We start from the raw sequence: 25,831 nt of genomic DNA on the forward strand, positions 1-25,831 counted from the left end.
CGTATATTTTGGCAAGGGTCGTAAGGAATCTAAACGCGCCTTGTTCCTGTTTATTTGTTCCAACATCTAATTTCGCTCTATGCGTCGTCCTAATTTCTTATCTCAATTTCATACTACCTGCTAAAATCTAAACAAATCGTTAATCCTCATTGGTTTGCAAAAGTAGTTCCCTTTCATTTGTTAGACGAGCGGATTCTACTGCTAACTTTTTTTCCAATGCAATTACTTCTGTTTCGATTTCGCTAATCTCCTGTTTTAATATCTCGATTTGCATAATAAATTCTACTTCTAAATTATCAGCTTTAATCAGCTTTTCATCTACTAGAATCTCTGTTTCTATTTGTTTTGGATCATATGTAGCTTTTTTTGAAAAAAGTGAGAAAAGACCCGTTTTTTTATTAAGTTCGAAACTTTTTCGTAAAACATTTCCTGCTTGTCTATCCATCTTTCGATATAACCGATGATTTTTTATCTTTTCTTCTATTATTTCAATTTGTCTTTCTCGATCGGCTTTTGATGTAGTCCCTTTCAATAAGTCCCTTTCGATTTGATTAATCGTATTGTGAAGTGCGTGTGTTTCCATGATTACATTCTGTCTTCTTTCAAATTCAGAAAATAATTGATCCAGAATCTCATCATTATATTTGTTTCCTTTTGCATTCCCGCTATTTTGTTGCGGGATCGATTTTAGCGCTAGCTTAACTTGTATATCGGAAATGGTCTCTCCTCTTTCAAGTGCCAACAAAACCATATGGATTTTAAATACACTAAGGAATGGTAATCTCTTCTTTCTGCCTTCAACATAGATCTCCAAATACCCTTCTAGCATTCTGACATAATATCTTAGCGTCGAATTAGCGATGTGAAAAAATTTGTCGGAACAATCTGTCGTTGAATACATCGTAGTAGGATCCAGTGCTAAAATCTCTTCATCGTATAGTTTTGAATGATACTCTTTGTCCAAAAGCAATGAAGCAAACAAAGCATCGGAATGAAGTGCATCAGTAACAAAAACCTTATTACTATTGAATCTTTCTGACACAGAACCCCTCCTTTTAACGCTAGTTTAACGTTATCTTATTTTTATCTATGAAACATAATCTATTGTTAAGCGTTAAAGCATCGTTAATTACATTTTACCTATTATATAAGGGGTAAGCAACTATATCTGTAATTGCAATGAAAAGTAAAATGATATTAAACTAGTCTGAACTAGTTTGGGTGAACAGGAGCTTTATTTGGTTATTCGAGTTAAAAAACAAAATATAGACAACGTTAAGTAGGCGCTAATTAATCGGTAGAAAAAGCAATTAGCGATGAATTATCTTTAAATACAAACCTTAAGGTTGCTGCAAATTATTGATAAATCGACATTAACAGTAATTTAACGGTAATTTGCGGTGGTAAGAAAACAGTAAGGAAGTGTGTATTGTCTAGTGTTTGTAAAATTTAATTGTTATGCCGATCGTTAAAATAGCGACAACGTCAATTTATCGCTAGAAAATCATTGACTTTGCGGACGGGTGTAGATATATTGAATAATAAAGTAGACTAGACTAGATTAGTCCAGGGGAGGAAGACCGTGACAAAACTTGATTTCTTATTTAAAAAGGATTATTTAATAGCAGGAGTAGATAGTGGAAACATTTCTAATAAAATTACGTATATCGATCAAAAAGGAAACGTTGTTTCTTTAAATATAGCGAGTATCATAGGAGAGAACGCTGAGACAACAGCTGAAGATATGCCAGATGAAAGCAGGGATAAATTGTTTCCCGATGATATGATTCTTCATTTACATATCAAAAGTAATGCCTTGCCTAAGAATCGAACGAATGCTTATTACACAGTAGGGGAATATGCGCAAATTGCTACGAATAACAAAGAGAACTTAAGAGAAACAAACAGTGAGGCTAGAGATAAACTTGGAAATGAAATCCATGTCGTGACAACTTTAGCTGGCTTAGCTTTAGCTGCCTGGAAATCTGGTAAAGAAAATAAAGTGGACGTTCCTTTGAGTTTTGGACTTCCAATTGAAGAAGCGAAACAAGCGTCTGCTGAAAAGATCAATCTTTACAAAGGGACGCATGAAATTACTGCTATAAAAGGGCCGTATAAAGGGAAAACCATAACGATCAATATTTCTGATGTCCAGCTTAACGTGGAAGGGGTAACAAGCTACTTAGCTTTAGCTTTCGACCTAGTAGATGGCGAAGTGGTGGAAACAGAGTTTTCCTCGCAAATTCATAATGAGTTTGCGATAGCGGACCTAGGAGCTGGAACATTAGATTTAGCCTTGTATGATGAAAATGGTCTAAATTCAACTAAATCGACAAACTATTCAATCGGAACAAATAAATTTATTGATTCGATCATGAATGAGGCGGCTAACCTTGAAGAATTTGCAAGCATTCGAGCGCGTTTTGAAAGAGTGAGCAAAACACCTAAAATCTCATTTACACGTGAAGAATTCATGAGAAAATTTATAAAGCCTGAAATTGAAAAAATGATTAAGAAGCCTAAATATACACCTGTATTTAAAGCAACTTGGCAATCTAAAACAGGGGATATCACGAAAATCGTTGAAAAATATACACAAGAATATGCAGAAGAAGTAAAAGATAAAATCATCCGATATTTCGTCGATACAAATGTGGGGCAGATGATTATTGTCGGTGGCGGACTTCTATTTGCTCATCAATATTTAGAAGAACTGAAAGATGAAGATTGTCTATTTCCTCCTAATATTGAGGAAGCTAGTTTCTTTACTAGTAAAGCGTATCTCTTAAAAAATATTATTGCCGAAATTGAAAAACAGACAATAGAAGCATGAGAATTCTGAGAAAAGGAATGGCACACTCTGTTGCATTCCTACAAGGTGGTGGTAACGTTGTCGAAGGGCAAAATGGTTCCAGGCAAAGGCTTTCAATATACCCCTAAAACTACGATTGAGTGGGCTGATGAGTTTAATGAATTATTAAACCAGTATAGCAGCCGAAATGAACTTATGAGTACACTTTTAGAAGAAGGATTAAGGGGGCGGAATGGATCGTATAAGGAAAAAGGGATTTTTATTCCTATGGAGTCCTTTACGAATGATCAATTAGCCCTACTGAAAACGGATGAAGGAAAGAGAATCCTATATAATGTCGTTTCTTTAATGCTAGGGAATCCTGAAAGCGCGACTTTTGCCAATCAAACGGTGCATCAGGCTTCTCGACAAATCCAGTCATCGGACGTGAATATGGATGGCAAAAGTGCTGAGAAGGAAAATGAAGGTGTAACCGAATCAAATGAGGCTCTTTCTAAATTGTTGAAAATGGGTAGAATGACGAATTTAAAAGGTTGAAACATTAATCTATTTTTTTCTTGAATTTTTGCTAGATTGGAGACCAACAATATGTTGGTCTTTTATTTATGGTTATTTATCGATATGACCTATATCAGTTCTTTTTTTCAGTATTATTTAAAGTTCAATCTCTAACAAAATAAATACTACTTGTTATTTCCAAAATTATGACTTAGAATTCAGGTGTACTAATACTCATAGTACACTTAGTACAGAGTGAGGGTGATTTTGATTGTTTGAGTTAGATATGAGAAGTAGACAGCCGATCTACGAACAGTTGGTTGATAAATTGAAGGAGCTGATTATTAGTGAAGTGTTGAAACCTGATGAGCAGCTTCCGTCCGTTCGTACTTTGGCAGGACAGTTAACCATTAATCCTAACACGATCCAGAAAGCCTATCGGGAGCTAGAAACACAGGGGTATATCTACTCGGTGAAAGGAAAGGGAAGCTTTGTGAATCCAACTAGTCTTGTTAAGAATTCTGAAAAATTAGTAAGCGTTATAAAGGAACTAAAGAAACTACTTTCTGAAGCTATGTACCTTGGATTAAAGCCGGAGGAGCTAATCCAGCTTATTCATGATTTGGAGTCGTCGGTAGGGGGAGGGAAAAATGATGATTGAATGTAAGCAGGTATATAAAAAATATGAAGGAAATGAAGCCGTTCAGGCAGTGAATTTACTGGTGAAACAAGGTTCAATCTATGGTCTGTTAGGTTCGAATGGTGCTGGAAAAACAACACTATTAAAAATAGTAGCTGGCATCCTTAAACAGGATAAGGGAGATGTATTGATTCATGGCACGCCTGTATTTGAGAACGTTGATATGAAGAAAAAAATCATATTCCTTCCAGATACTCCATACTTTTTTTCTCAATATACGTTAAGGACCATGGCTAGTTTTTATTCATCGATTTTTCCTGATTGGAATGAGGAACGATTCCAAAATCTTCAGGGTATTTTTGAAATCGAGATGGATAAGAAGCTTCATAAATTTTCAAAAGGGATGAGGCGTCAAGCTGCATTTTGGCTGGCATTCTCGGCTATGCCAGATGTACTGATTATGGATGAGCCATTTGATGGTCTGGATCCAGTCATAAGGAAAAAAATAAAAAACCTGATGGTACAGGATGTTGCTGAAAGAGAAATGACTGTTTTGATCTCTTCACATAATTTACGTGAGGTAGAAGATATTTGCGACCATGTTGGTATTCTACATAAGGGGAGCGTTCTACTTGAAAAAGATTTGGATGATTTGAAATCAGACGTCCATAAAATACAGGTTGCTTTTAAAAATGAACCAAGAGAAGAATGGCTTCAAGAAATGAAGATCCTTCATTACGAACGTAGGGGAAGTGTGTGGCTATGTGTGGTTCGTGGCAAAGAGTCTGAGGTAGAATCACACTTTGATACGTATAATCCGATCATCTTTGACATGCTTCCGCTCACATTGGAGGAAATTTTTATTTACGAAATGGGGGAAGTAGGCTATGCCATCGAAAACATCTTGGTTTAATAGAGAAATATGTATGCAAATCTTTCGAAATATGGGCTGGATCAGCATCGTTTATTTTCTAGGATTAGTTTTTGCGCTACCATTAAAGATGTTGATGATGCATACAAATGACGAATACATATATTATCAGGAAATAAAAAATCCATTTTCTTATCTTTTTGAAATTCAGTATGGACTAATGCTGATTATTCCTGTGCTTCTAGCAATCTTTTTATTTTTGTACGTACATTTGAAAGACTCCGCTGATTTTCTACATAGTCTACCCATAAGTAGAAAAGTTTTATTTAATCACTATGTAGGAATGGGAGTTGCGTTTTTAACGATCCCTGTTCTAGTTATTTCTTGCTCTGTTTTCATTTTCAGAAGTGTACTTGATTTAGGGATATTTATTTCAATAGAAGAAATTCTAATTTGGACAGGAATTACATGGTTATTCCCTTTATTTATTTTCTTTTGTGCGGTTTTTGTGGGAATGATTACAGGTATGGCCATTCTCCAAGGGGTACTCACATATCTTTTATTGTTGTTTCCAACGGGTATATTGGTGTTAGGGGCCTTTAATATTAAGGATTTTGTACATGGCTTCTCTTATGAGTATTATCTCAGCTCAAAGATAGAGACCTATTCACCCATCCTCTATGGAGCGTCTTTTGAAAACCGCGGGATGAGTATCTTTGCTGCCCTTCTGTACAGTGGATTAATCGTCGTCCTTTATTTTGCTTCACTATGGTTGTATAAAAAGCGACACATAGAAGCAGCCTCGAGTGCAATGGCGTTTCGTACTATTAAACCGATTTTTGTCTATGGGGTGGCATTATGTGTGATGCTTTTCTGTGGCATGTATTTTGGTGAAACGCAAAATAGTACAGGATGGCTTATTTTTGGATATATTGCGGGCTCTTTGCTTGGGTATTTCGGAGCGAAAATGATTATCGAAAAAACATGGAGGGTGTTTGGAGAATATAAAAGATATCTCTACTTCGCAGGATCAGTCGGATTGATATTGGTATTGTTTCAATTCGATTTTACTGGATTTGAAAAGAAAGTTCCAGAATTTAGTGAGATTAAGCAAGTGTATATAGGTAATAGTGTTTATGGCTATGTAGATAGTGACGAGTTAGGTCAAACAAAGTATTTAAAGAAAGGTGAAAATATTCAAAATGTCCTTGCGCTGCACAAAACGCTTATTAATGGAGGGGTGAAGACTAGGAAAGAAAATAGGTATGACGATCATCTGTTTTTCTTTTACGAGCTGGAGAATGGCAAGAAATTAGTTCGCCAATACAATGTGCCTAAGAATCAATCTCTAACGCATCTTTTAAAACCAATCTATGAGTCTAAAGAATATAAAGAATTGATTTATCCAATATTGAGCTTAGATGAGACAAAGATTGATAAAATTTCTATTTCTTCAAATGCACCAGTAAATAAAGGGACCTCCATAACGGAGCAAAAACAAATTCTTGATAGTATCGCTGCATTAAGAGAGGATTTGCGAGCTGAAACATATGAAGAAATGATGGATGAGTCAAGAGGTTATTCCGGTATCGAACTATTACTTAATAATGATAAACGTCTTTATATAGAATGGATGCCTGACTATAAACATTTTGAAAAATGGCTTAAACAAAATAATTTGCTAGAAAAATCTAGAGTCACAGCGGATGATCTTTACCAGGTTTGGATAGCTCCGCGTAAGGACATTGATCAGAATTTGTTACATGCTTATAGCAACGATGAACTAATAAAAGAGTTTAAATCAAAAAATTCAGTATTAAAAGTCGAAGATAAGCAGGAAATAGAGATGGTTTTGGAAAACAGTAAATGGCCTAGTGACGGAGAATATGTCATATTGTTTGTTTATGAAAATGGTAACTCTGTTGATGTCATGGATCTTATCCATAATAAAATGCCTGACTTTGTTATGGACCATTTTGAAAAATAACGCAAAGATTGGATGAGGAAGATGACAAATTGTGAGCTTCTAGATGGAAATTTTGCTGAAATGTATCAGCTATATTCTAAAAAGCTCAATAGAATGATCTTTAATATGACGAAAGATGCTTTTCTTGCAGAAGACATTGTTCAAGAAACGTTTATTAAAGCTTTTAGTAAAATGGAAACAATCAAAGATTCTGAAAAAATAGGTGCATGGCTGACCGTCATTGCTAAAAGAACGGCTATTGATTATTTGAGGAAAGAAAATCGATATCTGATTTCACCACTTGAGGATGGTCAGCTTTTCATAGAATCGATTAATAATTCTGTAGAACAAGCAGCTGAATTAATGGAGATAATGGAAGCTGTCCAATTGCAAATAAGCGGGTGGGATTCAGATAAAGGAAAAGTGTTTCTATTAAAATCCTTTCATGGCTTAAAAGAAGAAGAAATATCCCAACAAATGAATATAAAAACGGGCACGATTAAAACATGGATTTTTCGTTCTAGGAAAAGTTTGAAGGAACAACTAAGGGTGGATTTGTATTAAATGCAATTCATGAACTTTCAGCAAGCTTAAAATGAACATTTTAAATGATCGTAGAAATGCAGCTAAATGGTATGTCCATTTGGGAAATTGCTTTATCCACTTAATTTAAAAGATAAATTGATAGAAGAAATTATAAAAATAAATGAATGGATCAGAAAACTCCTCTTTTACTTGAAGTGGGGTTTTCTGATCCATTCATTTAGAGTAAAAAGGATAATCAATTTAGTTTATATCATTAAAGTATACTTTTTATCACTATATAACATTAAAGTGTGTACTTGTTAAAAATCATGATGTGTCTAATAATAACAATAGCAACCATCAATGTAGCATCATAGGTAGAGAGACCCTCTATAGTGATGATAAGTTAGGAGGAAATTATGGAACTAAGAGTTGCAGCAGTGCAATACCATTTACATACAATCCATTCATTTGAAGAGTTTTCTAAACAAGTGGAACATTATATGAAAACAGCTGAAGAATTTGATACAGACTTTATCTTATTCCCAGAATTCTTCACTACACAACTATTGTCCATTGGCGATAAACAAGGACAAGCTTTGACGATACAAGATCTTCCAGACTTTACAGAACAATATCTATCTTTATTTAAAAAGTTAGCGAAGCAAACAAATATGCATATTATTGGGGGGACCCATGTCGTTCGTAAAGGAGATAAATTATATAACGTTGCTCATCTATTCTATCCAGATGGAAGAGTGGCAGAACAGGCAAAGCTCCATCTTACTCCAACGGAAATCAAAGAATGGAATATGGCTCCAGGTGAAAAATTAGAAGTTTTTGAGACGGATAAAGGTACAATTGCCATGTTGACTTGCTATGACATTGAGTTTCCAGAAATCGTTCGAATGGCGAAGGCTAAAGGTGCCGATATCATTTTCAGTCCTTCTTGTACCGATGACCGTCACGGCTTCCATCGTGTTCGTTACACCAGCCATGCAAGGACAATCGAAAATCAAGTCTATGTCGTAACGACAGGCACTGTAGGGGCACTGCCTACGGTTGACTTTATGCGAGCGAATTTTGGCCAAGCAGCAGTGATCACGCCAAATGATATTCCTTTTCCACCACGTGGTATTCTAGTAGAAGGGGAAATCAATCAAGATATGATCGTAACAGCGGATTTGAATTTGGAATTGTTATACCGTGTTCGTGAAAGTGGTTCCGTTACTACATGGCGTGATCGCCGAACCGATTTATATCCAGATTGGTGAGCTAAAAAGAGCCACTGCACAAATAGTAGGGGTGAATCATGTGTATCGAAAAGAGTTTTTCGTCTTCAATCAGAATCGTCCGATCCCAGCCGTGATCCGAAATTATCAAGAAAAGGACTTTTCAGATTTAATCGCCGTTCAACAAGCGTGTTTTCCGCCACCATTTCCATCTGAATTATGGTGGAATAGGGAACAATTACAAAATCATGTTACATTATTCCCTGAAGGGGCACTATGTATGGAGATTGAAGGCCAAGTGGTTGGTTCAATGACCAGCTTGTTGGTTGATTTTGATTCCAAGCATCCAGAACATACATGGGAAGCAATTACGGGTAATGGGTATATTCGGAACCATAATCCAAAAGGAAATACGCTCTATGTCGTAGATATTAGTGTGAGTCCCTCTTATCGAAAATTAGGATTAGGGAAATGGCTGATGTTATCGATGTATGAAGTCGTCGTTTATAAAGGATTAGAGCGATTACTAGGCGGGGGAAGAATGCCTGGTTATCATAAAAAGGTGCATGAAATGACGCCCGATCAATATTTAGAATCTGTCGTAAAAGGGGAACTAAAAGATCCTGTTATCACGTTTCTTCTCCAATGTGGCCGAACTCCTGTTCAAGTCGTGGCGAATTATTTAAAAGATGAAGAATCATGTGATTTTGGGGCATTAATGGAGTGGAAAAACCCCTTTTTCTTACCAATATCGGAACAAGGAGAGAGCTGAAAAATGGAATATTACAGAATTACAAGTATACAAGATCCTTACTTCAAACAATTGCATCAATTAATGCAAAATGTATTCCCCGCAGATGAAGTGTTAGAATACGATTTGTGGAAAGAGCCTTTGGAAGACCCAGACATTCGTGTGTTTGTTGCTGTTGATGACAACAAAGTCGTAGGTGCGACAGAGTATCGCTATTATAAAGAATTTAATGTGGCGATGACAGATTTTACAATCATCGGTCAAGATGGGCAAGGGATTGGTCCATTTTTAGCGAATAGAAGATTAGATGATTTGAACGCTTTAGCAGCGGCTAATGACAAAGAGTTATTTGGGATGTTTGCTGAAATCTACGATCCTTACCAAGTAGAGCATTATGAATTTGGAATGATTAAGTCGATGAATCCATATGTCCGCCGTGAAGTCTTATCTCATCTTGGATATAAGCGTCTAGACTTTCCTTATGTTCATCCATCTTGGAGCAATGATGGAGAAGCTGTAACAGGACTCGATCTTTGTTTTCTGCCAATGAATAAAAGTACTAATGAACTTCAAACAGATCTTATCGTAACGTTTTTGAAACAATATTATTCTATTTTACCCAATAAACCAAAATCATGGCACGCTATGGTTGATAGCTTAGAAACGAAGGAAATGGTAAAACTATTATCTTTTTAAGAAATCGTAAATATTATAGTTTTTATATGGAAAAGTGGAACAGTATTATTTACCCGGACGATACCCCTGTCTCTTTAGAGGCAGGGGGTATCAATATGACTATATGTATAACCGCAGTACAAGTACTGCAGTTAGGTGATACTTATGTTCATCCATCTAATTAACTCCATGCATGAAAAATGGAATGAGATAGGATTCTTCGATGTTTTTTGTCATTATTTACACAAAAAAAGGCTCTTCCTTTTAATTTGTTCGACTAACTCCTCAAGCTCATAATCATCCAAATCAAAGATTTTTTCACTTAATTCTGGCCAGACATGAAGCACATCATTTTCATAACTTGCTCGATCTATTTCGCTCAAAAAATATTGTTGGAACAGTATGGCCATGTTTGTCACCTTTCTTTAAAGGAACATTCCAAATTCCTTTCATCAAATCATCTTTCGTTTATTCCTTTAAACATTTGTGGTTTGTTTCCCTTTTTCTACAGCGTGCCCGCCAAATTCATTTCGTAGTGCGGCTACTACTTTTCCTGTAAATGTATCATTGTCTAATGAGCGATACCGCATCAATAGTGACATAGCGATTACAGGCGTAGCGGTTTGTAAATCGAGAGCCGTTTCGACGGTCCATTTCCCTTCACCAGAAGAATGCATAGTCCCTTTGATTTCTTCGAGTCTGGAATCTTTAGAAAATGCATGTTCGGTTAACTCCATAAGCCATGAACGAATAACCGATCCGTTATTCCATACTTTTGCTACTTTTTCAAAATCATAATCAAACTCGCTTTTTTCTAATACCTCGAAACCTTCGCCGATGGCAGCCATCATTCCATACTCAATCCCATTGTGGATCATTTTTAAAAAGTGACCACTACCAGCTTCTCCTGCGTATAAATAGCCATTTTCTACAGCTGTATCCCGAAAGATAGGTTCCGCTATGTCCCAAGCGTCCGGATCTCCGCCAACCATGTAACATGCTCCATTACGGGCACCTTCCATCCCACCAGAGGTTCCAACATCTAAAAATTTGACCCCGAATTTCTCTAAATTATTGTAGCGACGAATGGAATCTTTATAGTGGGAATTACCAGCTTCAATGACAATATCACCATCATATAAAAATGGGGTTATTTCGCTAAGCACGGAATCAACAACCGAATGGGGAACCATGATCCAAAGAATTCTTGGTGATTCTAATGATTTAACGAGTTCGATAATGCTAGATACTCCTATAGCTCCGGACTTTTCCATTTCCCTAACTGAGTTTGCGTTTAAATCGAAGGCTACTACTTCGTGATTGTGGTCCAATAGATTTTGACCGATATTTAATCCCATTTTCCCTAAACCAATTAAGCCGACTTTCATGTTAATTCCCTCCCGAATGCCCATTATATTTGAGAAAATAATCTGCTTACTATCTCTAAGCTATCACATGATTTTATAGCGTTCTAAAATTTCGCATAGAACGGTCAAGCCACTAATGAGATCTCCTTCTGTTATTTAGGTGATACAGTTGTATGGATCTTTTCGTCTATAAATTTTTATTTATTTTGAATTATCCTACTAGTAGTATAATAGTGATAAGTCTAAATTGTAAGTACGCACTTTTTTATTATATAGTATAGAAAAATATACTCGAGTTCAGACTATTCAGATTCACAAAGTGTAAGACGAACAATTTGTTTTAAGATCATTAATTAGAAAGTCTTAGTAATTTTGAATTATTTGATATAGCCAAAATAATAGTTTGAATATTATTATAATTGACCTTATTATATTGATTACTAGGTAATAAGAAAACAATTTTCTATTTATTAGCAAATGGTATTTTAGAGAAATATAAAATAATCGATAGGAACGAGGATTATATGAAATTCAAAACACAGGTCATTACATGTTTTGGTATTATTTATGGGATATATGCGATATTTAGTGTTTACCACTGGACTAGTATGAATAACTATGAACAGGATATTAGAAATTATATAAAAAGCTACAGGATACTTAATTTGACTCACTCTATACAGGAGGGATTGAATGTTTACAGCAAGGAATCCAGAGAATTGTTTGCCAATCCACCTAGTGAATTTGCAGAACAATTTACAAAAGATCGGGATCATGCCCTCCAAAATGTAAATAAAGCAATAGATGCCCATCAAGAGTTGGATGGAAGCAAAGAATCGCAAGAAATCATAAAGCAATTAAATACTAGTATAAAAAAATATTCTGAAATAGATAAAGAAATGGATGTACTATTAAAAGAAGATAAGAAAGAGGAAGTAACTCAACTTTACTGGGATCAGGGGAGAGAAGCTAGAGATACAATGATTGGACTTTCTAATCAACTACAAACTGCGCAAAATGAAAGAACGAAAAAAGAATTAAACCAATCTCTCAAGAATTATACTCAAACTACGAAAGCTACTAAAATATATATCATTCTAGATTATTTCATGGGCAGCGCATTACTAAGTTGGATTTTGTGGAATGTCACAAGAAGACTAAACAAGGTCAGTTCTGTTATGGAAGAAGTTAATTTTGATGGCTTGGAAAAATTGCCGCGCATAAATATGACTACAAAAGATGAAATTGGAAGAATTGCTGTGTCATTTAATGAAATGGCTCAAGCCCTTGAAGAGCATACACTTCATGAAAAAGAGTTGAAAAATGCTACTGAAGAGCAGAGCTGGTTAAAAACAAAAGTGGCTGAATTTGCTACCATGTACTCTGGAATAGACGACCTAGAGACTTTAGGAAATCTGTTCATTACAAAACTCACGCCGATTATAGGGGCAAATTACGGTCTTTTCTATATAAAACGGAGCATAGGAGATGAGGATGTTTTTCAAAAAATTGCTGCCTATGCTTATAATCAGCAGAAAATAGGAACAGATAACTTTCGTTTAGGGGAGGGACTTGTTGGACAGTGCGCATTAGAGAACCGAATGATCGTGCTTAACCAAGTTCCTAGTAATTATATTAAGATTACTTCTGGTACGGGTATGGCATCACCATCAGAAGTACTCATTATACCAGTGGAATATCAAGGAGAGGTATTGTCCGTTATTGAATTAGCATCCTTTCAATCTTTTAGTCATTTAGAACAACTGTTGCTAAAAGAGGTCATAAAGAATCTTGGTATCAATATTCAAAGTATTATAAGGCATATGCAGGTAGAAAGGCTTCTTCAAGAGTCGCAGGCATTGACGGAAGAGTTACAGAGTCAATCTGAAGAGCTTCAATCACAGCAAGAGGAATTAAGAATCGTTAATGAACAAATCGAAACGCAATATGAAAATGCTGAAAAGAAAACGAGAGAATTGGAGAATGTACAAAGTATTCTAGAAGAAAAGGCACAACAGTTATCCCTTAGCTCACAATATAAATCGGAATTTCTTGCCAATATGTCCCATGAGCTGAGAACGCCACTTAATAGTTTGCTAATTCTAGCTCAAATGCTAGCAGAAAATGTCGATGGAAATCTTACCGCAAAACAGGTGAATTATGCGGATACAATCTTTTCTTCCGGAAATGATTTACTACATCTAATCAATGACATTTTAGATATATCCAAAGTGGAAGCGGGAAAAATGGAAATAACGATGAATGAGGTAAACCTTAGTGACGTGAAGAAATTTGTTGAATCACAATTTATGCCCGTCGCACGTAAGAAAAATATTCAATTCAACATTCAAATGGCTTCTAATTTGCCAATATATATTCATACCGATACACATCGTTTACAGCAAATTTTGAATAATTTATTATCAAATGCATTCAAGTTTACCAATCATGGTACAGTTTCCTTAACCATTCAAAAAGTTGAAAAAGGAATGTTTTCAAAACAGAGTGCTTTCCCCCTTTCAGATATAGAACTTGCATTTTCTGTTAAGGATACTGGAATTGGGATTCCATCAGAAAATCATGCTATTATTTTTGATGCTTTTAAACAAGCAGATGGAACAATCAACCGCAAATATGGAGGAACAGGGTTAGGACTTTCCATTAGTCAGGAAATTTCCCGCTTATTAGGTGGTTTTATTGAAGTTGAAAGTATAGAAGGGAATGGCAGCACATTTACTTTATATTTACCTAATAATAAAAACTTGAACAAATCGGTAATATCACTTTCTGAAGCAGAGGTAGCCACAGGTCTTTTGGAGGACCCTGGACTTGGACGTATCACTCCTGTTGTGCCTCCATTGCATACCGAAGAAGCACGTAAACAGTTACATGAAAGAAAAGCGTTGCTAGAAGGGAAGAAAGTACTAGTCGTGGATGACGATATGCGTAATATATTTGCCTTAACAACGGCTCTGGAGAGTTATCATGTTGAGGTGATATTTGCGGAAAATGGCAGAGAAGGAATTGCAACTTTACAAAATAATTCAGACGTTGACTTGATTCTAATGGATATTATGATGCCTGAGATGGATGGGTTTGAAGCGATTCAATTTATCCGTCAAATTCCCAAATTTCAAAGTCTTCCTATTATTGCACTTACGGCAAAAGCAATGAAATATGACCGAAATCAATGTATTGAGGCGGGAGCATCTGATTATATTAGTAAACCGGTAAATTTGGAGCAACTTATTTCAATCATGAGGGTATGGCTATACAGATAGGTGGGAGCTTGCTGTGATGTAAGGAGTAATGACAAAAGATGAATAATAATAGACATAAGGTCCATAATGAATTGGAAGAAATTGAGATTAGTTTATTGCTAGAAGGAATTTACCGCTACTATGGATTTGATTTTAGAAACTATACCTTACCGTTCTTAAATCGTAGAATTTGGAATCGCATACGTGAAGAGAAAGTCGCAAGCATATCAGGTTTACAGGAGAAAATTTTTCATGATCCATTCGTTATGAATCGCTTGCTTGATGATTTCTCCATTAATGTGACAGAGATGTTTCGAGATCCAAGTTTTTTTTTATCATTTCGAAAAAAAGTAGTCCCTTTTTTAAGGGACTATCCTTATATTCGTATTTGGCATGCAGGTTGTTCGACTGGAGAAGAAGTTTATTCGATGGCCATTCTTTTACATGAAGAAGGACTATATGAAAAAACGAGGATTTACGCGACGGATATGAATGAAAACGTTTTAGATGTTGGGAAGGAAGGGAAATTTCCGTTACATAAAATGCAATTATATACGAAGAATTATCTTGCGTCAGGAGGGACAAAAGCTTTTTCAGAGTATTATAAAGTGCAACATGAAAATGCTATATTCCATTCATTCCTAACGAAAAACGTAGTCTTTGCACAACATAATTTAGTGACCGACCGATCATTTAATGAATTTCATGTGATTATCTGCCGGAATGTCATGATTTATTTTGATAAAGTGCTTCAAAAACGAGTATACAATCTCCTTCATGAAAGTTTAGGCTTATCTGGAATTCTTGGTTTAGGCAGTAAAGAAGCGATTAAATTTACGAGCATTGCAAACTATTATGAGGAGATTGATACGCTTGAAAAACTATACCGAAGGATCCAATAATTTTTTTTCAAATCAAGTACATACATTAGATATTCATGAAATTGAAACGACAAGTAACGAGACAACGAGTCAAAAAGTGAATATTTTAATGGTTGATGATTATCCCAAAAACTTATTAGCCTTGGAAGCTGTGCTTAACTCCTCTGAATATAATCTGGTAAGTGCAAGATCTGGTGAGGAAGCATTAAAATGTGTGCTTAAACAGGACTTCGCTGTTATTTTATTAGATGTGCAGATGCCTGGGTTAGATGGGTTTGAAACGGCGAAACTCATTAAAGAAAGAGAAAAATCGAAATATATCTCGATTATCTTTATAACGGCGATTAATCAAACGACAGAGCATGTTCTGCGCGGTTATAGCCTTGGTGCGGTTGACTATATCTTTAAACCTTTTCATCCTGAAACGTTAAAAATGAAAGTGCAAGAGTTTGTAAAAATTTATCAAAATCATGACAGAATGAAACTTCAAAGTGATTTACGTCGTCGGTCTGAGCTTCAAGTCGTTAATGAACAACTAGAACGTACAACTTTTGATTTACGAAAAAATGAAGCACTAGCTAGAGTGATTGGTGAAACATTATTAGATACGATTATTACGTTTGATGTACATGGCTATATTTTATCAGTCAATCCTGCTGTAAAAGATATGTTTGGTTATTCTATGGAGGAATTACTAGGGCAACATGTCATCAACCTTTTACCTGAAGTGAAGTATCCTAATGAGGAATCTACCCCTTTGCAAATGGAAGCTCTACGGAAGAGTAAAGGGCAACTTCTTGAAGCCATTGCATCTCACAAGAAAGAAGGGGCGTTTCCCGTTGATGTTCAAATTGGTGAAGCAGCAATAGATGACGAACATATTTATGTCCTATCGATTCGTGATATCACGGCACGGAAAAAAGCGGATAGTGAAAAAAAACAACAGTATACGATTCTTGAAAAATTGGTAGAAAAAAGAACGCAGAAACTAATGATCGCCAATGAACAGCTCCGAAAAGAAATTGAAGAGCGAAAAAAGATCGAAGAAGATCTCCGCCTCTCACAGGAACATTTTTATAAAATTTTTGAATCAAGTCCTTGTTTAATTGAGATTCGCTCATTAACAGATGGGAGATATATAAATGTAAATCCAATTTGGTTAAACAATACTGGCTATAGCTATAAAGAAGTGATGCATCAAAACAGCCCGATCTTACACCTTACGGAAAATTCTATTAATGAAGAGATTCATAGTTTGGAAACCCAAAAGAGTATTAAAAATGCAAAAATTCAATATCAGACAAAGTCTGGTGAAGTTCGTGAAGGGTTGTTATCAACGGAGATTATTGAAATTCAAGGAGAAACTTGTATTCTTAGAGTGATTACAGATATTACGGAGCGTGTTCGACTTGAAAATGAGATGGCTCGTTTAGATCGTTTGAATTTAATTGGCGTTATGGCTGCTGGTATTGCTCATGAAATTAGAAATCCCATGACTACAGTCCGAGGGTTTTTAGAATTGTCAAAAGGCGATCCTGAACATTTAAGCATTAAATATATTGATTTAATGTTGGCAGAATTAAATCGAGCCAATTCGATTATTACTGAATATCTTAATTTAGCTAAAAATAAGGTAAGTTATAAAACACCTCAACTTCTTAATCCAATTATTGAAGCACTCTATCCCTTGATACAGGCAGAGGCTTTACGGACGGGTAAGACAATTCTGCTTCAGTTGAACGAATGTCCTGAATTATTTCTAGATGAAAAGGAAATAAGCCAGTTAATTTTGAATTTATCTTTAAATGGTCTAGATGCAATGGAGTCAGGAGGAATCCTAATAATAAAAACGTATATGGAAGATCAAGAGGTTGTTTTGGAAGTGCATGATGAAGGATGTGGAATAAAGACGGAATTACTTCAAGAAATCGGAACTCCTTTCTTTACAACGAAAGACACGGGAACAGGACTGGGATTAGCCATCTGTTATAGTATTGCTAATCGTCATAATGCGTTCATTGATTTAAAAACAAGTGAGGAAGGAACCGTCTTTTTTATACGATTCAACCAACAGGAAAGAATTAGTGTAATTAACTAGCAGACGGGTAATTCTAGAACAATATGATGAAAATATTGGCCATTATACGGTGGTACTTTTCATATGAGCTATGGTCGGATCATTTAAGATGATTGGCTAAGAGAAAAAAATGAACGATTCCTCGTTCATTTTTTCTCTTAAGTAGCCGGTTTTAGTAAAATCTTTCATTTTCTTTTTTAGCTTAATCATGTCTACTATTAGTGAGAGGGAACGAACAATTGAAACCCCTTACATTTTTTTGCGTTTCTACATGGATTTAGTTTTCTCAGGTTGGTTTGTCAAAAATGTCTCTATATAATCTTTCCCCCATTCATACATAGAATCAAGGATAGGTAAGAGACTTTCTCCTCTTTCGGTTAGTGAATATTCTACTTTCGGTGGAACTACGGGAAATACTTCACGGTTCACGACAAGATCATCTTCAAGATCCCGTAGTTGACTTACAAGCATTCGTTGTGTAATACCTGGCATCATAGATTTTAATTCACCAAACCGCTTCGTTCCCTCTTTCCCCAGATGCCACATAATTAGCATTTTCCATTTACCACTAATGATGGATAGTGTTAATTCCTTCTCGCAGTTAAACGTCTTGTCAATAGGATGTCTCAATTGTTTTCCCTCCACTTACTTGGATTGAATAACCTGAACAATAGTATGCTTTTCTATACTATATAATAAAAAAGTGCGTACTTACAATTAAAGTGTTCGAATATTATAATAATTTTTAGAAGGGTTCACAATAAATTTATAGTCGGTACATTCAATCATATGTAAAAATATAAGGGTTTTGCTAAAAAACGGGAGGGAATAGCATGAATGGTGTAGCGGTTCCGCGTGATATCAATGTAGATGAAAATGCTTTGAAAACTTTAAAGCCATTGGAATTGGATTCGTTGACATTTGTTTTGTTTGGAGCAACAGGAGATTTAGCTAAACGAAAAATTTACCCGTCTTTATTTCATTTATTTTTAGATGGAAAAATGCCTAAATCCTTTACAATTATAGGCTTAGGAAGAAGAGAGTGGTCTGATCAAACATTTCAAATGCATGTAGAAAAATCATTGCAAACATTTTCTAAGCGGTTAAAAAATGAGGACGCTTCCAAAGTGAGTGAATTTCTAAGTGCATTTCGTTATAGTTCGTTGGATGTTACGGATCATGACGGGTATAAACAGGTACTTGGCATGGTTCAGAAACGCGAAGAAGAGTTGGGGACCCCTGAAAATCGGCTGTTTTATTTATCTGTCGCACCAGAGTTCTTTGATGTGATTTCTCAGAACATAAAAGAAAGTGGATTAGGGTCCATTACAGGATGGAAGCGTCTTGTCATTGAGAAACCATTTGGACACGATTTGAAATCAGCTCAAGCATTAATTACAAAGCTAAGCGAAGCATTTGAAGTAGATGAAATTTATCTGATTGATCATTATCTTGGAAAGCCAATGGTCCAAAATATGGAGTCTATCAAGTTTGCAAATCCTATGTTTCAATCATTATGGAATAATAAACATATTGCTAATGTACAAATCACGGCAAGTGAAACCGTTGGTGTAGAAGAGCGGGCCGGATACTACGACCAAGTAGGGGCGATTCGTGATATGGTCCAGAATCATATGTTGCAACTCGTCATGATGACAGCCATGCAGCAACCAACACGGATCAGCGCAAACGAAATTCGTAATAAGAAGAGAAAAGTTATGGAATTCCTTAGGCCATTACAGAAGGCCGAAGTAGTGAGGGATGTGGTCCGCGGCCAATACGAAAAAGGGTATATGAACGGAGAACTAGTTCCAGCCTACACAGATGAACCTAGCATTGAGGGTACCTCAATGAATGATACATTTATTGCTGCTCGTTTGTGGATTGATGATCCTTTTTGGAGTGGAGTTCCATTTTATATACGAACAGGAAAAAGGATGAAGGAGAAGTCTACAAGAATTGTGATTGAATTTAAAAATCCAATAAAAGATTTATATCAGGAAAAAAACGAAGAAACAGCTCCGAATCTCCTAATTATTGAAATCGGTCCGAACGAAGGAATTTCCATACAATTCAATAGTAAAAATCCATTAAACCATGGAAAAAACGAGCCTGTTACAGGGAGGTTTTTGGCTAACAAAAAAAGTATGCCAGAAGCTTACGAGCTCCTGTTATCTGATGCTCTGCATGGGGATTCCACTTTTTTTGTTCAATGGAAAGAGGTTGAGTTATCTTGGAAATGGGCGGAACCTATCTTAGAGGCATTTGAGGAAAATAATCTTCCGCTTCATTTATACCCGTCAGGTTCCATGGGTCCAGAAGCATCTGAACAATTATTACAAGAGGACGGATTCAAATGGTGGTAGGTAACCAACGCTGTTAGAAAAAACACTAAAATAAATTACCGACGGAGTGAACTCCGATTACAAGTACGATATAGAAGAAATACAACTTGAAAGTAGATGTTGTGATATCCCTTAGATGTATAGTGGAAGTTTTTCAGTCTAATGGGTATATAACAGTGGTAGGGAATGGAATGTATGTTTGTGTTAAATGTGATGGATATTTGAAAATATTTGATGTCGGGAGGGAACGAGAAATGAAGGCAAGAGTAGCCATCAATGGTTTTGGGAGAATCGGTAGACTTGTGTTCCGTAAAGCAATCTTGGATGAAACTCTTGATGTAGTAGCAATCAACGCAAACTATCCTGCTGAAACTTTAGCTCACTTAATAAAATATGATACTAGCCATGGTAAATTCGAGGGAGATGTGGTTTCTTGCGATCAAGCCTTAATTGTAAATGGGCACCGCATTCAGTTATTAAGCAGTATGGATCCGAGAAGTCTTCCTTGGGAACAACTTGATATAGATATCGTTGTTGAAGCCACAGGGAAATTTAATTCGAGGGAGAAAGCCGCTTTTCATCTGGATGCAGGGGCTAAGAAAGTCATTTTAACGGCTCCAGGGGAAAATGCAGATGTGACCATAGTCATGGGTGTTAACGAGCATGATTTAGAAATTGATAAGCATTTTATCATCTCAAATGCTTCATGTACCACGAATTGCCTTGCACCCGTAGTAAAGGTACTGGATGAACAATTTGGTATTGAAAATGGATTAATGACGACCGTTCATTCGTATACAAATGACCAAAAAAATCTTGATAATCCTCATAAAGATTTACGTCGTGCCCGTGCCTGTGGCCAGAGTATTATCCCAACGACGACCGGTGCCGCGAAAGCACTTTCTCTTGTGTTGCCGCAATTAAAGGGCAAAATGCATGGTATTGCGCTTCGTGTTCCTACACCTAATGTGTCACTTGTGGATATCGTCGTCGACCTGAGACAGGACGTAACGATGAATGATATCAATGATGCCTTTCAATCTGCTGCAAATGGCTCTTTACATGGAATTTTGGAGTACACGACTGAACCGCTGGTTTCTATTGATTTTAATTCAAACCCCCATTCAGCTATTATTGATGGACTATCTACGATGGTGATCGGAGATAGAAAAGTGAAGGTGCTAGCATGGTACGATAATGAATGGGGATATTCAAACAGAGTCGTGGAGCTTGTAAAAATTGTTGCAGAGGAATTGAAAATTTTATCACAAATTAAGGTTGGGTAGGATAAAAGAAAAGAGTGATATTATTGTCAGTTCTTGCCCAAGCGAGGACTGACTCGTCATTTCTTATACGTTAATTTGCTCGCGGAATTAGAATGTAAGGGGGTGGAAAAAATATCCAGTTGTTGACTGGTGCCAATAATAGCGAGTCCCTTTGCCTTCTTGTCAATATGTCCCATCAAATTTCTCTCCTACATTATAACTTTAGATACTATATGATAATAAAGTGCGTACTTACTAATTGATATTATAAGAGTTATAATGAATAGTACACGGATTATCCTAAATATTAAATAGGTTATATCTCGAATAAATGAACGGGTACAGAAACCATGTTCAATCGAATGAATGTTAATGATGTGAGTGAACAGATTGTTGTGAAGGGAAATGGAAGATACACCCACGCTTTATAGTGACGATAAGCAAAGAATAGGAAAAGAACCCAAAGTGGATATCGGAGTCGATCCCGTTTGTGAACCAGCTTTGGAAATATGATATCAGTTACTAAAGTAGGAGCGAAGACTAGAATGCAACATAGTTATACTATATGAAGGAAATTAGAAGCTTTGTACAATCTACTTAATTGACCTTTTTTGTAGTATATAAGGATCAGAATATAGTAAGCGCTTTCTTTTTGGTTTCAATTATTTAAATATAGAACAGGAGAATGCTACCATGGAGAAGAAATATTGTATTCATTGCAAAACTCTTTATACGAAAGTGACAATATGCTATGTGTGTGGGAAAAGTGAATTCCAAGAAATAAAAATTGATGTTCAACGTCAATCGAAGTCAGAAATAAAGGGATGAACTCGATTACTCGTCATTTCACAAATATCTGGAGAAGGATTACAAATTAGCTAACTTGTCTTTTGATTAGCGATGATGGAGCTAACGGCTAGGAATATGAGGTTTAAGATAATGGCCATTTGTATGAAACAAAGGAATAAACGAATATTCAAATACAATATCCGATAAAAAATATTTTAGTGAATAATGGTAAAACACTGATTAAATCGAACGAAAGTAAGCATGTTATTTTAAAAATTTGTTATTGAAAGGAGCCAGGCATATGGGAACAATTATTTGTAAAAACTGCAATGAAATCATTGAAAACTATGAGGGTGTAAAGGTAAGTATTCATTATTCACAATGTGGTACATGTCTAGAAGATGTCTCTAAAAGAGTAGATGGTGGACAATAGCGATAGATAAGATCTTTTCTCTTTTAAAGTATATTTCATATACTATATGATAAAAAAGTGCATACTTCATTTTCTGAAAATTAAGAACTATAATAGGTCATAGAACAATTGACTCATAAAAAATAATAAGGGGGGAAGAATTCATGGAACTTCAATTGGCATTAGACCTTGTCAACATCCCAGAAGCAATCAAGTTAGTGAGGGAAGTAGAGAGATCTATTGATGTTGTAGAAATCGGGACACCGGTTATTATTAATGAAGGCTTACGAGCTGTAAAAGAAATGAAAGAGGCATTTCCTAAACTGACGGTATTAGCAGACTTGAAGATTATGGATGCAGGTGGGTATGAAGTCATGAAAGCATCTGAAGCGGGTGCTGATATCATCACGGTTCTTGGTGCGACGGATGATGCCACAATCATAGGCGCAGTAGAGGAAGCTAAAAAGCATGGGACAAAAATCCTTGTAGATATGATTAATGTAAAGGATATTAAAAAACGAACATATGAAATTGATGCACTTGGTGTAGATTATATTTGTGTACACACCGGTTATGATCTTCAAGCAGTCGGAGAAAACTCATTTGAACAACTACAAATTATTAAACGGATTGTGAAAAATGCGAAGACAGCAGTAGCAGGAGGCATTAAACTAAATACACTGCCAGAAGTCATTCAAGCAGAGCCTGACCTTGTCATAGTAGGTGGTGGCATTACTGGACAAGAAGATAAGAAAGATGTTGCAGCTCAGATGCAAAGATTAGTGAAACAAGGCTTAGTTAGCCAAGGGTAATGCCAGCGTAGATGATTCAATATACAGCTAAATGTGTGAAACAGCTAAACTGAATCACTGCCTATCAAAAGTGGAAAGATTGATAGAACGGGAACGGTACGTTGGGTCTAAAGAAAAAGTCCGTAACTGGTGTTACTAACAAAATGTATGCGCTGTCAAATAACGACTACTTAACAAATTAAAACGTTCCAAATTAAATGATTTATCCTATTAATTTGGAAATGAAGATATCTTTTGTTTGGTAGACTTTTTTTAGAAATTGACAGTCCAATTCTCAATAGGGGGGATGCTTATGTTACTAGTGATAAGTACGTTACTAGTAATCATTTATACAATTATCTGTATCGTAAATATTTACAAGCATAAAGACAAGTTGAAAAATATGACAGGTATGACGATTGTCATGGTATTAGTGATGGCTAGTGGTTTAGTGATCGGCTTAATTGCGGGAATCGCATTAAAAGGGGACTTAACACTTTCTACTATTATAGCGATGAGTTTAAGTATTGTAGTGGGAATTATAGCAGGAAGAGCCATTAACCTTCTTACCCTTGTGGAAGGAACTGCAGCTGGACTAATGGGTGGGATGATGGGAGCGATGCTAGGAGAAATGTTGCCTTCCGATCGTTATGTACTCATGCTGGTATTCACAGACGTTCTTTTTATGATCGGTGTTCTATTCATCGTTCTCTTAATCAATTCTGAATTAAAACGTGTTAAAGAATCGATTTCTTTTTATCCCCGTACTGTTTCATGGATCGTAACATTAGTTATTTCTACCGTCATTATACTTACTTTTGCACAACTCGAAACAAAGCCTGTACTTAGCGATTCTAATGTTCAAGAAGAACATCTACACCACCATGAATGATTAAAATTTCATCGATAGAGAACCTAGTGAAGAAAACGGAATGCGGGCACGATAATTTAGAATTTTTGTAAATTAAATAATTATAATGTGGCGGAAATTATCATAATGTAATAGTTTCTTATTTACCCTCATTAAATGTAAAGAATTCTGAATATTCAATTACGTTAAAATGAGTTTATTTCTGAGCACCACATAATGATGGCCTTATTTAATCAAGGATAATTGGATCTAAATCGAAGAAGCATTGATTAATATGTTCTTAACTTTGTTTAACCAGTTATGATTATGTGTAATTTTTTGGGATTTTTTACTTATTCCAATCAACCAAACTTCATAAAAATCTTCATATAATTGTGATATTTAAAGGCTAAATGATGGTATCAAATAGTGTTTTATAGGCTGTTTTCAAATATTCACTATAAATATCCACCTATTTCTGGTAATTCAGTGAAAAGTCATTCTTGGAAATGCTTATTTTGGACAATTTATAGAAACTAATATATGGGGGTCTTTTTATGAGTGATAATTTGGAATTAAAGAAAGTCTTAGGGCCGATACAAATATGGGGATTAGGAGTAGGTATCGTAATTTCAGGTTCCTATTTTGGGTGGAATTATGGCTTAGCTGAATCTGGTTATGTCGGCATGTTAATTGCTACTGCTATAATCGGTGTGATGTATGTGACGTTGTGTTTATCACTTTCGGAGTTATCTACATCGATGCCACATGCAGGAGGGGCCTACGCTTTTACACGGAGAGCAATGGGTCCATTAGCCGGATTTATAACGGGTGTGGGTGTTACTTTGGAGTTTGCCGTAGGGACAGCGGTGTTTACCTCGGGTGCTGGTTATTACGTAAACTTTCTAATTCCTGAAATCCATCCTATTCTTGCTGCTGCTGTTCTATATGTATTTTTCTTTATTGTACACATACTGGGTGTGAATGAATACGCCACCATTGAAATGATTCTTGTTACGATATCCGTTGGTGTGGTCCTTCTCTTCTCTTTTTATGGGATGCCACACATTAGCGCAGATAAGCTATTTGGGGGAGACCTTATTCCTGGGGGCATTGCTGGTATTTGGGCAGCTCTACCTTATGCAATGTGGTTGTACATCTGTATGGAGATGTTACCGATGTTATCAGAAGAATGTCGTAATCCCGTTAAAGACATGCCTAAAGGTATTATGAGGGCTATTTTTACACTTGTTATCCTTGCAGTCCTTGTAGTCACGGTCACTGTAGGTCTTGGAGGAGCTGCGGGCACGTCTCCAGAAGCAAATCCTCTCTCTTATGCAATTGCTACTGGTGTTGATGAAAATTCATGGTTAATTAGTGTCCTTTCTGTAGTCGGTCTATTCGGTATGCTAGCGAGCTTAGCAGGAGCAATCCTGGCTTATTCAAGACAAACATTCGCTTTAGCAAGAGCTGGTTACTTTCCTAAATTTTTAGCGAAGTTAAGCGAAAAACGCCGCACTCCTTATATGGCGATACTTGTTCCAGGGGTAATAGGTTTCGTCTTTGTACTAATGTTTAATCCAGATCGATTAATATTAATTGCCACGTTTGGGGCATTGGTATCATACGTTATGATGAATGTATCACTCATGATTTTACGTAAAAAAGAACCGAATCTTGCACGCCCCTATAAAGCACCATTTTATCCAGTAGTACCAATTATCTCTATTATTATAAGCATTATTGCTTTATTTTCCAGCATTTTTAAAGATCCTACCTTCTTCTTTATTAACGTAGCCATTTTCGCAGTAGCCGTGATTTATT

23 protein-coding genes are annotated in these 25,831 nt (G+C 36.0%); 19 read left to right on the top strand and 4 right to left on the bottom strand.

The features are described from left to right. Window positions 1-139: 139 nt before the first annotated feature. Window positions 140-1,042, bottom strand: a complete 903-nt coding sequence (locus AC1MGI_RS21565; protein WP_480350110.1) for a hypothetical protein — start codon at window positions 1,040-1,042, stop codon at window positions 140-142. A gap of 540 nt (window positions 1,043-1,582) precedes the next feature. Between AC1MGI_RS21565 and AC1MGI_RS21570 the strand changes: the two genes are divergently transcribed. The 9 genes from AC1MGI_RS21570 (at window position 1,583) to AC1MGI_RS21610 (ending at window position 9,991) form a co-directional block, all read left to right on the top strand. After that, window positions 1,583-2,833, top strand: coding sequence for a ParM/StbA family protein (locus AC1MGI_RS21570; protein ID WP_480350112.1), 1,251 nt, complete (start codon window positions 1,583-1,585; stop codon window positions 2,831-2,833). A gap of 57 nt (window positions 2,834-2,890) precedes the next feature. Beyond that, window positions 2,891-3,349, top strand: coding sequence for a hypothetical protein (locus AC1MGI_RS21575; protein ID WP_480350113.1), 459 nt, complete (start codon window positions 2,891-2,893; stop codon window positions 3,347-3,349). 232 nt (window positions 3,350-3,581) lie between these two features. Beyond that, a complete protein-coding gene (locus AC1MGI_RS21580) occupies window positions 3,582-3,971 on the top strand; it encodes a GntR family transcriptional regulator (RefSeq protein WP_480350115.1) in 390 nt (129 codons plus the stop codon). Then, entirely contained in the window at window positions 3,964-4,863 is a 900-nt protein-coding gene (locus AC1MGI_RS21585; RefSeq protein ID WP_480350144.1) for an ABC transporter ATP-binding protein, read from the top strand. The genes AC1MGI_RS21580 and AC1MGI_RS21585 overlap by 8 nt, the downstream gene beginning before the upstream one ends. After that, the gene (locus AC1MGI_RS21590) at window positions 4,838-6,808 is read left to right on the top strand and encodes a DUF6449 domain-containing protein (RefSeq protein ID WP_480350117.1); all 1,971 of its coding nucleotides are present in this window, start codon (window positions 4,838-4,840) and stop codon (window positions 6,806-6,808) included. Before AC1MGI_RS21585 ends, AC1MGI_RS21590 begins: the two co-directional genes overlap by 26 nt. A gap of 21 nt (window positions 6,809-6,829) precedes the next feature. After that, window positions 6,830-7,351: an RNA polymerase sigma factor gene (locus AC1MGI_RS21595; protein ID WP_480350119.1), complete on the top strand. Its 522-nt coding sequence runs from the start codon at window positions 6,830-6,832 to the stop codon at window positions 7,349-7,351. A gap of 380 nt (window positions 7,352-7,731) precedes the next feature. Further along, entirely contained in the window at window positions 7,732-8,586 is an 855-nt protein-coding gene (locus AC1MGI_RS21600) for a carbon-nitrogen hydrolase family protein (RefSeq protein WP_480350121.1), read from the top strand. A 40-nt stretch (window positions 8,587-8,626) separates the two neighbouring features. After that, window positions 8,627-9,316 carry a GNAT family N-acetyltransferase gene (locus AC1MGI_RS21605; RefSeq protein ID WP_480350122.1) on the top strand — a complete coding sequence of 230 codons (690 nt, stop codon included), beginning with the start codon at window positions 8,627-8,629 and terminating at the stop codon, window positions 9,314-9,316. A gap of 3 nt (window positions 9,317-9,319) precedes the next feature. Beyond that, a complete protein-coding gene (locus AC1MGI_RS21610) occupies window positions 9,320-9,991 on the top strand; it encodes a GNAT family N-acetyltransferase (RefSeq protein ID WP_480350123.1) in 672 nt (223 codons plus the stop codon). 215 nt (window positions 9,992-10,206) lie between these two features. Here AC1MGI_RS21610 and AC1MGI_RS21615 read toward each other — a convergent pair whose 3' ends face one another. Beyond that, a complete protein-coding gene (locus AC1MGI_RS21615; protein ID WP_480350124.1) occupies window positions 10,207-10,380 on the bottom strand; it encodes a hypothetical protein in 174 nt (57 codons plus the stop codon). 66 nt (window positions 10,381-10,446) lie between these two features. Next, window positions 10,447-11,358, bottom strand: a complete 912-nt coding sequence (gnd, locus tag AC1MGI_RS21620; protein WP_480350125.1) for a phosphogluconate dehydrogenase (NAD(+)-dependent, decarboxylating) — start codon at window positions 11,356-11,358, stop codon at window positions 10,447-10,449. A gap of 503 nt (window positions 11,359-11,861) precedes the next feature. Between gnd and AC1MGI_RS21625 the strand changes: the two genes are divergently transcribed. The 3 genes from AC1MGI_RS21625 to AC1MGI_RS21635 all read left to right on the top strand — a co-directional run bounded on the left by AC1MGI_RS21625 (window position 11,862) and on the right by AC1MGI_RS21635 (window position 17,576). After that, window positions 11,862-14,618, top strand: coding sequence for a response regulator (locus AC1MGI_RS21625; protein WP_480350127.1), 2,757 nt, complete (start codon window positions 11,862-11,864; stop codon window positions 14,616-14,618). A 38-nt stretch (window positions 14,619-14,656) separates the two neighbouring features. Further along, on the top strand, window positions 14,657-15,499 hold the full coding sequence (locus AC1MGI_RS21630) for a CheR family methyltransferase (protein ID WP_480350129.1): 843 nt from the start codon (window positions 14,657-14,659) through the stop codon (window positions 15,497-15,499). Window positions 15,500-15,587: 88 nt separating this feature from the next. Continuing rightward, window positions 15,588-17,576, top strand: a complete 1,989-nt coding sequence (locus tag AC1MGI_RS21635) for a PAS domain S-box protein (RefSeq protein WP_480350145.1) — start codon at window positions 15,588-15,590, stop codon at window positions 17,574-17,576. Between the two features lie 246 nt (window positions 17,577-17,822). On the opposite strand, the gene AC1MGI_RS21640 is transcribed toward AC1MGI_RS21635, so the two are convergent. After that, window positions 17,823-18,185 (bottom strand): winged helix-turn-helix transcriptional regulator, encoded by a 363-nt coding sequence (locus AC1MGI_RS21640; protein ID WP_480350131.1) that lies wholly within the window; start codon window positions 18,183-18,185, stop codon window positions 17,823-17,825. Window positions 18,186-18,460: 275 nt separating this feature from the next. Here AC1MGI_RS21640 and zwf point away from each other — a divergent pair, with 275 nt between their 5' ends. From zwf to eat, 7 genes are all read left to right on the top strand, one after another. Further along, window positions 18,461-19,921 (top strand): glucose-6-phosphate dehydrogenase, encoded by a 1,461-nt coding sequence (gene zwf, locus AC1MGI_RS21645; protein WP_480350147.1) that lies wholly within the window; start codon window positions 18,461-18,463, stop codon window positions 19,919-19,921. 233 nt (window positions 19,922-20,154) lie between these two features. Continuing rightward, complete coding sequence (locus tag AC1MGI_RS21650) at window positions 20,155-21,186, top strand: glyceraldehyde-3-phosphate dehydrogenase (protein ID WP_062186858.1); 1,032 nt, start codon at window positions 20,155-20,157, stop codon at window positions 21,184-21,186. A 672-nt stretch (window positions 21,187-21,858) separates the two neighbouring features. Then, window positions 21,859-21,993 carry a hypothetical protein gene (locus tag AC1MGI_RS21655; protein WP_480350133.1) on the top strand — a complete coding sequence of 45 codons (135 nt, stop codon included), beginning with the start codon at window positions 21,859-21,861 and terminating at the stop codon, window positions 21,991-21,993. A gap of 262 nt (window positions 21,994-22,255) precedes the next feature. Then, a complete protein-coding gene (locus AC1MGI_RS21660; protein WP_157279684.1) occupies window positions 22,256-22,387 on the top strand; it encodes a GapA-binding peptide SR1P in 132 nt (43 codons plus the stop codon). A 143-nt stretch (window positions 22,388-22,530) separates the two neighbouring features. After that, window positions 22,531-23,178, top strand: a complete 648-nt coding sequence (hxlA, locus tag AC1MGI_RS21665) for a 3-hexulose-6-phosphate synthase (protein ID WP_062186860.1) — start codon at window positions 22,531-22,533, stop codon at window positions 23,176-23,178. 292 nt (window positions 23,179-23,470) lie between these two features. Beyond that, on the top strand, window positions 23,471-24,049 hold the full coding sequence (locus tag AC1MGI_RS21670) for a hypothetical protein (protein ID WP_480350136.1): 579 nt from the start codon (window positions 23,471-23,473) through the stop codon (window positions 24,047-24,049). Window positions 24,050-24,564: 515 nt separating this feature from the next. Beyond that, window positions 24,565-25,831 (top strand): ethanolamine permease (eat, locus tag AC1MGI_RS21675; protein WP_480350138.1); only part of this gene is annotated, 1,267 nt, incomplete at its 3' end.

The organism is Peribacillus sp. BM1 (assembly GCF_056679975.1).